Origin of the sequence: Streptomyces sp. 7N604 (assembly GCF_052245475.1) — a bacterium.
Lineage (GTDB): Bacteria > Actinomycetota > Actinomycetes > Streptomycetales > Streptomycetaceae > Streptomyces.
Genome location: NZ_JBQQBX010000007.1, coordinates 191,505 through 205,405, shown reverse-complemented (window position 1 = coordinate 205,405; position 13,901 = coordinate 191,505). Strand labels below are relative to the sequence as shown.

Sequence of the window (13,901 nt, the reverse complement as noted above, 5' to 3'; positions counted from 1 at the left end):
CCCAAGGATCCGGAGATCTGGTCCGAAAGTCCTGAGTTGTGGGCCTGGCACGGTGTCAGGCTCCTTGGGCGGGTCGCAACGGACCGCGCCCCTTGCTCACTTCGACGACAGGCTCTTGTACGCGACCGGTCCGCGGATCAGCTCGGCGGCCGAGCCGGAGCGCTGCATGCGGTGCCACTTCAGCCGGGTGCCGAGCAGGGCGCTGACCACGGACTGGATGATCACCAGATACATCAGCTGCCGGTAGACGAGGAGTTGGAACGGCATCGCCCACAGCGTTCTCAACCGCTCGCGGTCCAGCCGCAGCGCGTATCCCGCGCCGGCCATCTGGACGACGAGGAAGACGAGCCACACCCCGACCGATTGCACGGGGTCGAGGAAGAGCGCCCCGTACAGCGCGAAGACATCGACGACCGGCGCGAGCAGCGGCAGCAGGACCTGGAAGAGAGTGAGATACGTCAGCCCGCGGCGGGCGAAGCGCCCGGCCGGGCCCACCTCGCCAAGGGCACGGCGGTGCTTCCACATGGACTGGAGCGTGCCGTAGCACCAGCGGTAGCGCTGCCGCCACAGCTGACCCAGCTTTGTGGGAACCTCGGTCCAGGCGATGGCGGACTCCTCGTAGACCACCCGCCAGCCCGCCCGCCACAGGGCCATCGTGAGGTCGGTGTCCTCGGCGAGGGTGTCCTCGCTGACACCGCCGACGCCGAGCAACGCGTCCCGGCGGAACGCGCCGATGGCACCGGGGACCGTCGGCATGCACTCCAGCACCTCGAACATCCGGCGGTCGAGATTGAACCCGAAGACGTATTCCAGGTGCTGCCATCTGCCCAGCATGCGGCGCCGGTTGGCGACCTTGGTATTGCCGCTGACCGCGCCGATGGCCGGGTGAGCGAGCGGCTGGATGAGCCGGTACATGGCGTCCGGCTCGAAGACGGTGTCGGCGTCGACCATGACCACGATGTCGTATCTCGCATAGGCCAGGCCGGTGTTGAGCGCGGCGGCCTTGCCCGCGTTGGGCTGACGGATCACCTGGACGCGGGGATCGTTGATCCATGTGGCGATGTCCGCCGTCCGGTCCGTCGACCCGTCGTCGATCACGATGATCTGCAGATACGGGTGTGTGGAGGCGAGGAGCGAACGGACGGTGCCCTCGATCCCCGCCTCTTCGTTGTACGCGGGTACGAGGACCGTCACCGGCTCGTTGACCTCCCGCAGCCAGGGCGAGCCGGGGCGGAAGCGTTGGAGACGACGGACATGGGTACGGGCGAGGACGACGAGCATCACCAGCCGCAGGAGCGCCAGCCCGCCCGTTATCCCGAGCACCCAGGTCATGGCGCTCACGAAGGCGTGCCCGAGGGTCTGGACCCAGATCAGGCCTCTGCCCTGCCCGCGGTCGATGGCGGACACCGGCGCGTTGGCCGAGGGCATTCCGAGCCCGGCCGTCACGGTGGTGAACTCCTTGACGTTCCGGTCGCCCAGCAGCTTTTTCGTCTCTCTGTACGCGGCGTCGGTCTGGGTGTACTGCCGGATCAGGCCCTGCGACGGCTTCCGGTACGGACCGTCGGCGGCGACCAGCAGGTAGCCGTCTGCGGCGGCGCGCCGCGCCGCCCTCCACTCGCCGCCGCACATCGTGTCCGCCTGGGTGGTGTTCGGCAGCCGCAGCAGCGAGGTGCTGACTCCTGCGCTGCCCGCCAGCGCCGTCTGCGTGAGCGACAGCTCCAGCCGGTTACGGAAGGCCGATACCGAGCCCAAGTCGGTCTTGTTGTAGGTGAACGAGCCGATCTCGTGGCCCTCGGCGCGGATCCGCCGCACCAGGTCCGGTTCCCGGGCGGCCTGGGCGCCGGAGAGGAAGAAGGTGGCGTGGGCATGGTGCTTGCGCAGCAGGTCGAGCAGGCGCGGGGTCCACACGGGGTCGGGTCCGCTGTCGTAGGTGAGGGCAACGGTACGTGCGGGCATGGCTGCCGTCTCCACCTTGTCCCCGGTGATGCGCACCACCGGGTCGCCGGTGTCCGCGGCCTTCGGTACGGGTTCGGTGCAGTCGCGCTTCGTCTGCGCTTCGGCGACCGCGTGGGTGGTCCAGCCTTCGAAGAGCAGGGCGGCGGCGACCGCGGAGAGGACCAGGATCAGCAGGAGCCAGTGCCCACGCGGGTCACGGTGCTGCGCGTGCCGAGGACTCACCTGACAGTGCCTCCACGCGGGGACGGGTTGGCTCTGACCAGGGCTGCCCTGGTCCTTCCATGGCCGGGGAGACTGGTTGTTGCCGGAGCCGCCGTGGTGGCTGTGGGGGGCGGCGAGGCGTCGGCCGGCTCGGCCGCCGGGCGTGCAGTGGAGGTCGGGACGGAGGAGACTGTGGCCACGACGCGGGCAGGGGCCGTGAGGTCTGCCGAGGGCTCGGACCCAGGACGGTCGCTGTCCGTGGTGGACGGCTCGACGGTCCTGGGCGGCTTCTTCTCTACGTGCTGTTGCAGCACCCCGGAGAGCGCGGCGACCAGCAGCAGCAGATAGCCGGTGCAAGCGGCTCCGACAGCCATGGCCGCGTACCACAGGACGTTCCTGCGCCGACTGGAAGCGTCGACGAATATCTGGCGATTTCGATTATCCCGCCGTATGCGGCTTCTGCTTGCCTTACTCATGCGGCGCGAGTGTAGCCAGTTCTCCGAACGGGCGCGTGTCGGAAAGATCTTAAGCGCCCGCCTATGCCCCCGCTTTTCCGCCCTCCACCCTTCATGGGGTACAAGGCGATATACCCATCCGAACCGCTCGAAGCGCACCGGGCGCTCTTCGTCCGCCCGCGGAGCCTCTCCTGGCGGATGCAGAAACGTATTTGACGGGTGATCAGCTGACGATCGCGTGGGATTCCAGCGGCCTCCCTTGCGGTGATCACCACTCTCCGGGCGCTCCCGGCCACCACGCCCAATAGCCGCCACGGGACATGCAGAGTTACCCAATGGCTATGACCTCCAGCACTTCTGATACGCGGCTTAAGGGCCACCTGCACAGACAGCAGAAAGTTGACCGGCCGCGCGCGAGCAAGCCGTTCCGCCGCGACGCCGCGCAGTTATGGGGTGGATTCCTGGGCACAGGAGCATCGTGGAGCAGTTCGTCCCGAAGTGTTGGGCTGATCACCCAAGAAGGCGATGGACCCAAACCGGCCACTCATGTCCCCTGTGTCGGCTTAGGGACCGCCCGCCACGTCGTGGTGTCCTGGCTCGCAAGCGCGTGCACCGGCATCCTCCTTTGCGCGGATATCGTGATTACCCATCCCGAACTCCCAGGTAAAGAAAGTCAGTTGACTCGGATCCGCTTGTGAAGGCCTTGTGTTCGAACACATGGTTCCTCTAGCGTGCTCGGCGTTCGACAACGAACACCGCGTGGCCGGACCGCCGAGTCCTGCCCCTGGCCGCGCGGCAGCACGTCACTACACCGCAGGGCAGGAGTGGGGGACCCACTTTCGCCGTATCGGGCCTTGCGTGCCGGGCGGCTAGGGGTGAAGCCGTAGCAGCACACGGCCGGGCAATTCTCCAGCCCGAACCCGACAGCTCACCTCGCAGGCGTTCGGAGTACGGAGCCACCTTGACGTCTGCAGTTGGACGACACCGCGCCCCACGCCCCCGTCACACCACTCGCCGCCTCGTCAGCCGCGTCAGCGCCACCGGTGCGACCCTCGCTCTTCCGGTCATCGGAGCCGGCACCGCCAGCGCTCTGGACGGTGACAGCGACACCTACACCGTCTCCTCCGGCGACACCCTGTCAACGATCGCGGAGGAACAGGGCATCGAGGGCGGCTGGCAGAAGCTCTACGAGGACAACAGGTCCGTCATAGGCGACGACCCGGACCTGCTCTCGATCGGGCAGAAACTGTCGCTCGACGGCGCAGGCGATACCGGCACGAGCACCGGCGACAACAGCACCGGCACCACGACGGGCACCCAAGCCTCGTACAGCTCGAGCACGGAGGAGACGGCCCCGAGCGCCGTCCTCCCGGTCAGCGGCGGCATCCTGACCGCCGGCTTCCAGGACAGCGGCGACATCTGGTCCAACGGCCACACCGGCCAGGACTTCGCCGTGCCGACCGGCACCACCGTGAGAGCCGCCACCGGCGGCACCGTGGTCTCGGCGGGCTGGGACAACGCCTTCGGCTACGAGGTCGTCATCAAGCACGACGACGGCGAGTACACGCAGTACGCGCATCTGTCACAGATCGATGTGTCACCAGGCGCCACGGTAGGCACGGGCGACCGCATCGCACTTTCCGGGGCCACCGGCAATGTCACCGGGCCCCACCTGCACTTCGAGGTGCGCACTACCCCCGATTACGGATCCGCCGTCGACCCTCTGGACTGGCTGCGGGACCGCGGCGTGGAGACCTGACACCTCACCCCGGATCGAAGATTCCGCCACAGGCTCGGTGCGATGGTCGGCTACGCCCGTTCTCTGTGCGCAGATGGTGAAGGAATGCAGCCCGGACCTGTGCGATCTCAGCCGTAGACAGGGTCACCCCGTCATACGTACGAGCACGGAGCCGGTGGCGGGCCATACCTCCCCGGCGGCGTGCCGGGCGAGGCCGACCGGATTTCAGCGCGGTCGGCGTTGCAATCGGAGAGACGTTGTCGGTGCTGCGCGCTCGGCACCCCACCGATCGTTGCCGATGTTCCGAATGGCCTGGTACCGACCGGGCTGCATTCCCACCTGCCCCAACCTGCTGGATACCTGCGCCCGATGGGCAAATCCAGAACCCGCCACCCCCCTCCCGGCAAGCCCGAGGAGACACGATGAGACCTTTCGCGCTGAACTACGCCCGCCCGGCCGTCCACCCACCCGTCACGACTCCTTATACCTATGAATCCACACGGCAGTTGAACGTCCTGCCCGACGGACGCCCGGCCATCAGCGACCGCGCCCTGCTGCTGGCGACCGGCACCACCGCCTCCACCGCCGGTTCCAAAACGCACTTCGATGACTGACGGGACCATGACGGTGCTCGTACTCACCTGCGCGGAGGACGTGACCGCGGACATGGTGGTGTCCGCCCTGCACGACGCGGGCGTCCCGGTCGTACGCCTGGACCCCGCCGACCTCCCCGGCCAGGCCGCCCTGTCCGCCGAATACGTCAAGGGCGACTTCCACGGATACCTTTCGGCCGATGGTGGCCGTGTGGTCAGCATGAGCGGACTGCGCTCGATATGGATACGAAGACCCGGCGAGCCCGGAGCTCACGCCCTCGAGCAGTCCGCATGGCTCACGGCCGAGTCCACACAGGCCCTGTACGGAACGCTGTACTGCACGGGCGTGCGCTGGATGAACCACCCCGTCGCGGCCGTGCAGGCCCGCTGCAAACCGTGGCAGCTGCGCGTCGCCCACCGCAGCGGCTTCGCCGTACCCCCCACATTGATCACCACCTTTCCGCAGGTGGCACGCGAGTTCGCCATGGAGCACCGGGACCTCGTGGTGAAGTCGGTTTCGGGAGCGCACCCCAGCGACCCGCCGATGGCCCTGCCCACCACCCGTATCGAGCCGGATGCGGACTTCGCGGAAGTCGGGGCCGGCCCCACTCTCCTTCAGCAGCGCGTACCCAAGCGTGCGGACATCCGGCTGACCTGTGTCGGGGACGAGCTGTTCGCCGCCCGAAAGGCATCCGACCCCGACCAGGTGGACGGGCGTTTCACCGACAAGGGCGGTTCCTGGGCCCCCGCCGAGGTACCGTCCCGCATCGCGCAGGCCGTCCGGGCCTACATGTCTCTGGCTCAGCTCGCCTACGGTGCCTTCGATTTCGCCGAGGACGGCGACGGCACCTGGTGGTTCCTCGAGTGCAACCAGGGCGGGCAGTTCGGCTTCGTCCAACTGGAGACGGGCCAGCCCATCGCCGGAGCCGTCGCGGCCTGGCTGGCCCTGCGCACAGCGGGGTGACGCCATGGGGACGCTTCCCAGCATCACCGCCGACGCTCGCTTCGCCGCTGCGGTCGCGCGCCGCGGCTGTGCTCCGCGCACAACCGGTGTCGCCGGAGTCGTCGCCCGCGCCCATGGGCCCGCGACGCCGCGCGTTCGTACCGTCTCTCATCACAGCGCGGCAAACGGACTGTGGTGGAGGATGACATGCACTTTGCGGAGCTGCCCGATGTACGTGCAGGGCAGAGCCCCGATGCCCCGAGCGTCGCCGACGATTCGGTGCGCCTGAGCAATGCCGGCTTCCTGGCGTGGGTCAAGTCGACCGCGGCGTGTTTGCGGGAGCGCGGGATCGGGAGCGGCGATGTCGTGGCGGTGATGCTGTCCAATCGCGTCGAATTGGTGGTGACGCTCTTCGCGGCGTGGCGGCTGGGGGCGGCGGTGACCCCGGTGAATCCAGCGCTGACCGCCGCCGAGGCCGAGTATCAGCTCGCCGACGCCGCCGCCAAGCTCGTCATCGTCCAGGACGGCTGCCCGGCTCTGACCGCGGATACGGTCGATGCGGCCGATCTTCGCAGGGCCGCAGAAGCCGGAGGCCCCCTCCATCCCGCGGCCGAGGCGGGCGAGGCCGACGAGGCCGACGCCCGGCCGGATGCGGCAGCCTACGAACGCGAGGCGCTGGCCCTGCTGATCTACACGAGCGGCACGACCGGAAAGCCCAAGGGCGTCATGCTCTCCCACGCCAATCTCTCGGCGATGTCGAGGATGATGATCGAGGTGTCGCAACTGGGCGAAGACGACCACAGTCTGCTCGTCCTCCCCCTCTTCCACGTCAACGGCATCGTCGTCAGCGTGCTGTCGCCGCTGCTCGCGGGCGGCAGGGTCACCATCTCCGGCCGCTTCAAGGCCGATACGTTCTTCCGGACCATCGAGGCGGTACGGCCGACCCGCTTCTCGGCCGTACCCGCGATCTACGCGATGCTGGCAGCGCTTCCCGAGTCGGAGCGGCCCGACACCTCTTCCGTCCGTTCCGCGGCGTGCGGGGCCGCGCCGATGCCGGCCGAGCTCATCGAACGGTTCGAGAGCCGCTACGGGATCCCGGTCGTGGAGGGCTACGGCCTGTCGGAGGCCACCTGCGCGTCAACGGCGAATCCCATCGACGGCCCGCGCAAACCCGGAACGGTGGGTCTGCCCATGCCGGGCCAGGAGGTCGCCATCATGGATTCCTCGGGCCGGCTGCTGCCCCAGGGGTCCATCGGTGAAGTCGTTCTCCGCGGCCCCAACGTGATGCGCGGCTACCTCAACAAGCCCGAGGAGACCGCCCGTACGGTCGTCGACGGCTGGCTCCACACCGGCGACGTCGGCCGATTCGACGAGGACGGCTATCTGGTGCTCGTCGACCGCATCAAGGACCTGATCATCCGCGGTGGGGAGAACATCTACCCCAAGGAGATCGAGTCGGTGCTCTACGGCCACCCGGGGGTGTTCGAGGCCGCGGTGGTCGGGGACGCGCACGAGGTGCTCGGAGAGGTGCCCGTGGCCTTCGTCGCACTGCGTCCGGATGCGGCCGTCACCACGGAGGACCTCCTCGGGCACTGCCGCGGCTCGCTGTCGCGCTTCAAGCTCCCCGACCGCGTCATCGTACGAGAGACCCTGCCCAAGAACCCCGTGGGAAAGATCGACAAGCCCGCTCTCCGGGCGGTGCTGACCTCGTCCGCGTCCCCGGCCGCCTGAGCCGCTCCTCTTCTTCCAGCCCTCGGGCGAGAAATGAAGGTTCGTCATGGGATTCATCACGCCTCATCTGGCCGACTTCGACCTCAAGGAATGGCGCTCGCGGCCGTATCTGCAGCGGATCCGCCCGCTGGCCCAGCACTGGGCCGAGAACGGCTTCGGCACTCCGGGGGCGGTGTACGTCCTCTACGTCCTCAAGATCCTGGGTTATGTGCTGGGCGGCCTGGCCGTCACCGCGGCGACACCAGGGCTCGGATCGGTCGGTGACGTCGCGTCCTGGTGGACCGAACCGATCGTCTACCAGAAGGTCGTGATCTGGACACTGCTGTACGAGGTGCTCGGCCTCGGCTGCGGATCCGGACCACTGACCCTGCGCTTCGTGCCGCCGGTCTGCGCCTTTCTGCACTGGCTGCGGCCCGGCACCGTCCGGCTCCCCCCGTGGCCCGGCAGGGTGCCTCTCACCCGGGGCACGCGCCGTACGGCGGTCGACGTGGCGCTGTACGCGGCCGTCATCGCCTCGGCCGTGTGGCTGCTCTGCTCCCCGGGGACCGCAGGGCCCGTGCCCCGGGAGAACGCCGTGGGTCTGATCGAACCGGTCCGTCTGGTTCCGCTGGTCGTCTCCCTGGCGCTGCTCGGGCTGCGTGACAAGACCGTCTTCCTCGCCGCCCGAGGTGAGCACTACGGGCTGACGCTGCTGGTGTTCTTCTTCCCGTTCATCGACATGATCGTCGGGCTCAAGCTGGTGATGCTGGCCCTGTGGTGGGGCGCGGCGACCTCCAAGCTCAACCGCCACTTCCCCTTCGTCGTGGCCATCATGATCAGCAACAGCCCTCTGCAGCGGGCCAAGTGGATCAAGCGCAAGCTCTACCGCGACTTCCCGGACGACCTGCGCCCCTCCAAGCTGTCGGCCTTCGCCGCCCACACGGGCACGGTCATCGAGTACACGGTGCCCCTGGTGCTCCTGTTCTCCCACGGCGGCATCACCACGACCGCCGCGCTGACGATCATGGTCGTCTTCCATCTCCACATCCTGTCGACCTTCCCCATGGGCGTCCCGCTGGAGTGGAATGTCTTCTTCGTCTTCTCGGCGGTGTTCCTCTTCGGCCACTACGCCGAAGTCGGGGTGTCCTCGCTGGAGTCCCCGCTCCTGGCCGCCCTGTTGCTGGTGTGCGCCGTCGCCATTCCGGCACTGGGCAACGTCAAGCCGCACCTGGTGTCGTTCCTGCCGTCGATGCGCTACTACGCCGGGAACTGGCCGACCAGCACCTGGTGCTTCCGCAAGGGGACCGAGCAGAAGCTCAACGCGCACATCACCAAGGCCGCCGGCATGGCCAAGGACCAGCTCGTCACGCTCTACGGCGAGGACCTCGCCGATCTGATGCTGCACAAGGGCATGGCCTGGCGTTCGATGCACACCCACGGCCGGGCGCTCAACGGCCTGCTCCCCCGCGCCCTGGACGACACGGAGGCGTACGACCTGCGCGACGGCGAGTATGTGGCGGGCGGAGTGCTGGGCTGGAACTTCGGCGAGGGCCACCTCCACAACGAGCAGCTGCTGGAGGCCGTCCAGGAACGCTGCGGTTTCCAGGAGGGCGAGCTGCGCGTCATCGTCCTGGAATCGCAGCCCATTCAGCGCCGGCACCAGCACTACCGCATCATGGATGCCGCAACCGGCCTGATCGAGGAGGGACTTGTGGACGTCAAGGAGATGGTCGCCCGGCAGCCCTGGCTGGCCGACGGCGATGCGACGATCCCCGTCCGTGCCGTCGACGGCGACCCACGGCCCGCGGGCGCGCAGGTGGCGGCAGCGCATGAGTGACGCGATCGTGGTGGGGGCCGGTCCCAACGGGCTGGCCTCCGCCGTCGCCCTGGCCGAGCAGGGGGTGGCGGTCACCGTCCTGGAAGCGGCCGAGGAGATCGGCGGCGGCACCAGGACCAGCGAGTTGACCGTGCCCGGGGTGCTGCACGACCACTGCTCTGCAGTGCACCCCATGGCGGTCGGATCGCCGTTCCTGGACTCCCTGGGCCTGGACAGGTACGGCCTGGAGTGGCTGTTCCCCGAGGTCGACCTGGCGCATCCGCTGGACTCCGGCGCCGCCGGCGTGATGGTCCGCTCGATCGAGGAGACCGAGGCCCGGCTCGGTTCGGACGGCCCGGCCTGGCGCCGCCTGTTCGGCCCGCTGGCCTCCGGCTACGACGCGCTGGCCGAGGACGTCATGCGGCCCCTGGCGCACGTGCCCCGCCACCCGTTCCGGCTCGCCCGGTTCGGCCTGCGGTCGATCCCGCCGGCCACCCTGGTCGCCCGCCGCTGGCGGACCGACGAGGCCCGCGCGCTGTTCGCGGGGGTGGCGGCGCACGCCTTCCATCCGCTGACCCGCCCCATGAGCCCGGCCATCGGGCTCATGCTCGTCGCGGCCGGGCACCGGTACGGCTGGGCGGTGGCCCGCGGCGGCTCCCGGGCGATCACCGACGCGCTGGCCGCGAAGCTCAAGGAGCTCGGCGGCAGCGTTGAGACGGGGGTGCGGGTGCGCTCCCTCGACGAACTGCCCCCGGCCCGGATCGTCATGCTCGACCTCGCCCCGGGTGCCGTCGTCTCCATCGCCGGGGACCGGCTGCCCGGGCGCGTCCGGCGGGCCTACGCGCGCTGGCGGCACGGCCCCGGGGCGTACAAGGTGGATCTGGCCGTCGAGGGCGGGGTGCCGTGGACCAACGACGCCTGCCGCCTGGCCGGCACCGTGCACCTCGGCGGCACCCTGGAGGAGGTCGTCGACACGGAGGCGCAGATCAGCCGGGGCCGGATGCCGGAGCGCCCGTTCGTCCTGGTCTGCCAGCAGTACCTGGCCGACCCCGGGCGCTCGGCCGGTGACGTCCACCCGGTCTACGCGTACGCCCATGTCCCACACGGCTACCGCGGGGACGCCACGGACGCCGTGCTCGACCAGATCGAACGGTTCGCGCCGGGCTTCCGGGACAGGATCGTCGGCCGGTTCATCCGCTCGACCACGGCGTTCCCCCGGTACAACCCGAACTACGTCGGAGGCGACATCGTCACGGGAGCCAAGACGGCGCTCCAGGCGGCGCTGCCCCCACGGCCGGCCCTCGACCCATACAGCACCGGCATCCCCGGCGTCTACCTGTGCTCGGCGGCCACCCCGCCCGGTCCCGGAGCCCACGGGCTGTGCGGTTACAACGCCGCGCGGTCCGCGCTACGGTCTCTCAGCCGGTGAGACTCGTGCAGGAGAGGAGCGCAGAGGTGAGCACTCCCCAGGACCCGATAGCCCGGGTGGCGCAGACCCTCCTGCCCCACCGCGACGAGTTCGTCGCGAAGCTCGTCGTGGACACCGAGAAGGAGATCGCGGTACTCCACCACGACGAGCGGCTGCACAGCCTGCTCCACGCGAGCATCACCGAGAACATGGTCACGGGCCTGCACATTCTGAGCAACGGCATCGACCCGCGCAGCGTGGACGCGCCGCCGTCCGCCATCTCCTACGCCCGCCGCCTCGCGCAGCGCGACGTCCCCCTGTCGGCTCTGCTGCGCGCCTACCGTCTGGGCCAGGCGCAGTTCATGGAGATGGCCCTCGACGAGACCAGGCGGCTGCTGGGCCGGGACGCCACGGACACGGTCATCGCGCTGATCGGCCTCTCCGCGGCGTACGTCGACCAGGTCTCCGAACAGGTCGCCCGCGCCTATGAGGAGGAACGCGAGCGCTGGGTGAGCAGCCGCGGCGCGCTGCGCCAGCACTGGGTCACCCAGCTTCTGCACGGCCCCTCCCCCAACGTTGCCCAGGCCGAGACCGCCCTGGGCTACCGCATGGCCGGGACCCACCTCGCCGTGGAGGGATGGGCCAACCGGTCGGTCGGCGCCGTCGAGGCCATGGGGATCCTCGAGCGCCTGAGCTCCCTGCTGCACCGGACTTTCCACGCGCAGGGCGTGCCTCTGCTCGTACCCACCGACGAGACGGACGTGCGCATCTGGTTCCCGGTGAAGGCCGGCACGACAGCGGACCCCGACGGGGTGGCGGCGGAAGTGAACCGCGCGAAGCTGCCGGTGCGGGTCGCCATCGGTAACGCCCGCCCCGGACTTGACGGCTTCCGCCGCAGCATCCGCGGCGCTTCGCGGGCGAAGGCCCTCGCGCTGGCAGCGGGCGACGCCGCACCCCGGGCGGTCTCCTTCGCTCAGGTGGCGCCCGTCGCCCTGCTGGCCGACGAGCCCGCCGAGCTGGCCGACTTCGTCGCCGACACCCTCGGTGGCCTGGCGGTGGACGATCCCTGGCGGCAGTCCCTGCGCGAGACTCTGCGGGTCTTCCTCGCCACCAACCGCAGCTATACGGCGACGGCCGAACAGCTCACGGTGCATCGCAACACGGTCCACTACCGCGTCCAGCAGGCCGTCGAGAAATACGGGGTCCTTGTGGAGGACAACGCCTTCGAGCTCCAACTCGCCCTGTCCGTCTGCCGCTGGCACGGCGCCACGGTCCTGCGCCGGGCTCCCGGGTGAGCCTTCGACGAAAGGCGCCGGTTACGACGGGGGCTCCTCGCCGTCCTTGGACGTGTGGTCCACAGCGGACAGCACGGCGAGCTGCTTGCGGTCGCGCTCCTGGGTGAGTTCGGCGTAGGAGCGGGACCCGTACGCGCTCTCCACGGCTGCGATCAGCCGTTCGGTCTGCTCGGGGCCCTGCTCGGGCTGCCCGAGCGAGTCCCACATGCCCTTCATCGACGCGCCGATGTGCTCGGCCATGTGCCGGTAGCCGCCGGGGCCTCCGCCCAGATGGGCGCCGAGGAACGGTCCCACCGTCGACCAGCGCAGCCCGAGCGAGTTCACCACGACGGTGTCCAGCTCGGCCGGGGAGACCACGCCCTGCTCGACCAGGTAGATGGCCTCGCGGCTCAGCGCGTTCTGCAGGCGGTTGCCGACGAAGCCGGGAATCTCCTTGCGTTCCACGACCGGGATCCGGCCGACGGAGCGGTAGAAGTCCACGGCCCGGGCCACGGATTCCTCGTCCGTGCGCTCGCCGGGCACCACTTCCACCAGCGGCACCAGGTGCGGCGGGTTGAACGGGTGGCCGATCAGGATGCGGCCGGCGTACTGGAGTTCAGTGGTGAACGCCGTGGCGGGGATCGCCGAGGACGAACTCAGCAGAAGTGCGTGGGCAGGGGCCTCGCGCACCAGCGTGGCGAACAGCTCCCGTTTGAATCCGAGGTTCTCCGGACCGTTCTCCTGGACGATGTCGGCGTTTCGTACGGCCTCGGTGACGTCGGAGGCCAGGTGCACCCGGTCGGCCATGTCCCGGACATCCAGGCCCTGCCACGCCAGCTGCGGTGCCGACTCGGCCAGTGCCGTGCCGACCGCCTCGGCGAGGTCCGGGCGCGGGTCGGTGACCCGGACGTCCATACCGTGCGCGGCGAAGAGCGCGGTCCATGACAGCCCGATGGTCCCGGCGCCGACCACGGCCGCGGTGGTGAACGACTCACTCATGAGAGGACTTCTTTCTGCGTCTTGTGTGTGGCTTCAGCGCGTGAGGTAGTCGTGCACGGGCTTGACCGGGGACAGCGTGAGGTCGGTGAGGACATGGCTCGCGGAGACGACCTCGCGCACCGGCAGGTCGGCCATGGGGGCGAGCACGTGCGCGAACAGCTGGAGCCGCGCCGGGCCGGTCCAGGCCTCCTTGACCACGACATCGGTGATCTCGCTCCGCACCAGCTGCGCCACCTGCGGCGCGCCGTCGAACCCGGGGACCAGCTTGAGCATGTACGTCGGCACTGCGATCTGCGCCGCCGCCTCTTCGGCGTCCATGGCGTAGTGCTTGTAGCCCATCGTCGCGGTCGCCACGCGAAGGCTGCCGTAGTCGAGGACGCCGACGAGCGCGCCGTGGTCCGCGTACAGGGCGGGTGAACCGACGGTCTTGGGGTACGCACTGGCTTCGCGGCCGGAGGCGGTGGCCGGGAAGTTGTCCAGATACATGGCGTGGAGGTACTCGCCCCGCTCGCCCTCGTAGCGGACCTCGATCGCCTGGCCGGCCTCGGTATAGGGCCCGTATCCGGTGACGTCGCCCATCCGCATGACCTCGAAGCGCACCAGCGGTTCGTCGATCTCCAGCGGCTCGGGCACCACCGTCCGCAGGGCGTCGGCGTCGGTGCGGTAGACGATGTTGAGGTACTCACGGTTGGTGAACTGCGGCACGACAGGCGGGTACGCCGGGTTCACCAGCGGGGTCGCGAAGTGCCGGGGCACGTCTCGTAGCTTCATGATCTCTTCTTCCTTGGCCCACCTGGGCCTTCCTGGG

The 13,901-nt window shown here is 69.4% G+C and carries 11 protein-coding genes and 1 riboswitch; of the genes, 7 read left to right on the top strand and 4 right to left on the bottom strand.

Features of this window, described 5'->3' with window-relative positions:
* Window positions 1-96 precede the first annotated feature (96 nt).
* Both ACTWP8_RS10235 and ACTWP8_RS10230 read right to left on the bottom strand, forming a co-directional pair.
* The gene (locus tag ACTWP8_RS10235; protein WP_443321816.1) at window positions 97-2,178 is read right to left on the bottom strand and encodes a bifunctional polysaccharide deacetylase/glycosyltransferase family 2 protein; all 2,082 of its coding nucleotides are present in this window, start codon (window positions 2,176-2,178) and stop codon (window positions 97-99) included.
* Window positions 2,175-2,531: a hypothetical protein gene (locus ACTWP8_RS10230; protein WP_443321815.1), complete on the bottom strand. Its 357-nt coding sequence runs from the start codon at window positions 2,529-2,531 to the stop codon at window positions 2,175-2,177. Before ACTWP8_RS10230 ends, ACTWP8_RS10235 begins: the two co-directional genes overlap by 4 nt.
* Window positions 2,532-3,442: 911 nt before the next feature.
* A riboswitch (cyclic di-AMP (ydaO/yuaA leader) is annotated at window positions 3,443-3,570 on the top strand.
* Between the two features lie 3 nt (window positions 3,571-3,573).
* Here ACTWP8_RS10230 and ACTWP8_RS10225 point away from each other — a divergent pair.
* The 7 genes from ACTWP8_RS10225 to ACTWP8_RS10195 all read left to right on the top strand — a co-directional run bounded on the left by ACTWP8_RS10225 (window position 3,574) and on the right by ACTWP8_RS10195 (window position 12,115).
* Window positions 3,574-4,371, top strand: a complete 798-nt coding sequence (locus ACTWP8_RS10225; protein ID WP_443321814.1) for a M23 family metallopeptidase — start codon at window positions 3,574-3,576, stop codon at window positions 4,369-4,371.
* A 401-nt stretch (window positions 4,372-4,772) separates the two neighbouring features.
* Window positions 4,773-4,964 (top strand): putative ATP-grasp-modified RiPP, encoded by a 192-nt coding sequence (gene tgmA / locus ACTWP8_RS10220; RefSeq protein ID WP_443321813.1) that lies wholly within the window; start codon window positions 4,773-4,775, stop codon window positions 4,962-4,964.
* Between the two features lie 7 nt (window positions 4,965-4,971).
* Complete coding sequence (gene tgmB / locus ACTWP8_RS10215; RefSeq protein WP_443321881.1) at window positions 4,972-5,907, top strand: ATP-grasp ribosomal peptide maturase; 936 nt, start codon at window positions 4,972-4,974, stop codon at window positions 5,905-5,907.
* Between the two features lie 186 nt (window positions 5,908-6,093).
* Entirely contained in the window at window positions 6,094-7,617 is a 1,524-nt protein-coding gene (locus tag ACTWP8_RS10210; protein WP_443321812.1) for a class I adenylate-forming enzyme family protein, read from the top strand.
* A gap of 46 nt (window positions 7,618-7,663) precedes the next feature.
* On the top strand, window positions 7,664-9,433 hold the full coding sequence (locus ACTWP8_RS10205; RefSeq protein WP_443321811.1) for a DUF3556 domain-containing protein: 1,770 nt from the start codon (window positions 7,664-7,666) through the stop codon (window positions 9,431-9,433).
* The gene (locus ACTWP8_RS10200) at window positions 9,426-10,841 is read left to right on the top strand and encodes a phytoene desaturase family protein (RefSeq protein ID WP_443321810.1); all 1,416 of its coding nucleotides are present in this window, start codon (window positions 9,426-9,428) and stop codon (window positions 10,839-10,841) included. The genes ACTWP8_RS10205 and ACTWP8_RS10200 overlap by 8 nt, the downstream gene beginning before the upstream one ends.
* Before the next feature lie 26 nt (window positions 10,842-10,867).
* Window positions 10,868-12,115: a PucR family transcriptional regulator gene (locus tag ACTWP8_RS10195; protein ID WP_443321809.1), complete on the top strand. Its 1,248-nt coding sequence runs from the start codon at window positions 10,868-10,870 to the stop codon at window positions 12,113-12,115.
* Window positions 12,116-12,136: 21 nt separating this feature from the next.
* Here the strand turns inward: ACTWP8_RS10195 and ACTWP8_RS10190 are convergent, their stop codons facing one another.
* A complete protein-coding gene (locus ACTWP8_RS10190) occupies window positions 12,137-13,093 on the bottom strand; it encodes a 3-hydroxyacyl-CoA dehydrogenase NAD-binding domain-containing protein (protein WP_443321808.1) in 957 nt (318 codons plus the stop codon).
* Between the two features lie 33 nt (window positions 13,094-13,126).
* A complete protein-coding gene (locus tag ACTWP8_RS10185) occupies window positions 13,127-13,864 on the bottom strand; it encodes an acetoacetate decarboxylase (protein ID WP_443321807.1) in 738 nt (245 codons plus the stop codon).
* Window positions 13,865-13,901 lie beyond the last annotated feature (37 nt).

What these genes read in the sequence shown, in the direction of transcription:
- tgmB (WP_443321881.1), top strand. Translation starts at nt 4,972, where the DNA reads ATGACGGTGCTCGTACTCACCTGCGCGGAGGACGTGACCGCGGACATG.
- ACTWP8_RS10230 (WP_443321815.1), bottom strand. Translation starts at nt 2,531, where the DNA reads ATGGCTGTCGGAGCCGCTTGCACCGGCTATCTGCTGCTGCTGGTCGCC.
- ACTWP8_RS10200 (WP_443321810.1), top strand. Translation starts at nt 9,426, where the DNA reads ATGAGTGACGCGATCGTGGTGGGGGCCGGTCCCAACGGGCTGGCCTCC.
- ACTWP8_RS10185 (WP_443321807.1), bottom strand. Translation starts at nt 13,864, where the DNA reads ATGAAGCTACGAGACGTGCCCCGGCACTTCGCGACCCCGCTGGTGAAC.
- ACTWP8_RS10190 (WP_443321808.1), bottom strand. Translation starts at nt 13,093, where the DNA reads ATGAGTGAGTCGTTCACCACCGCGGCCGTGGTCGGCGCCGGGACCATC.
- ACTWP8_RS10205 (WP_443321811.1), top strand. Translation starts at nt 7,664, where the DNA reads ATGGGATTCATCACGCCTCATCTGGCCGACTTCGACCTCAAGGAATGG.
- tgmA (WP_443321813.1), top strand. Translation starts at nt 4,773, where the DNA reads ATGAGACCTTTCGCGCTGAACTACGCCCGCCCGGCCGTCCACCCACCC.
- ACTWP8_RS10210 (WP_443321812.1), top strand. Translation starts at nt 6,094, where the DNA reads ATGCACTTTGCGGAGCTGCCCGATGTACGTGCAGGGCAGAGCCCCGAT.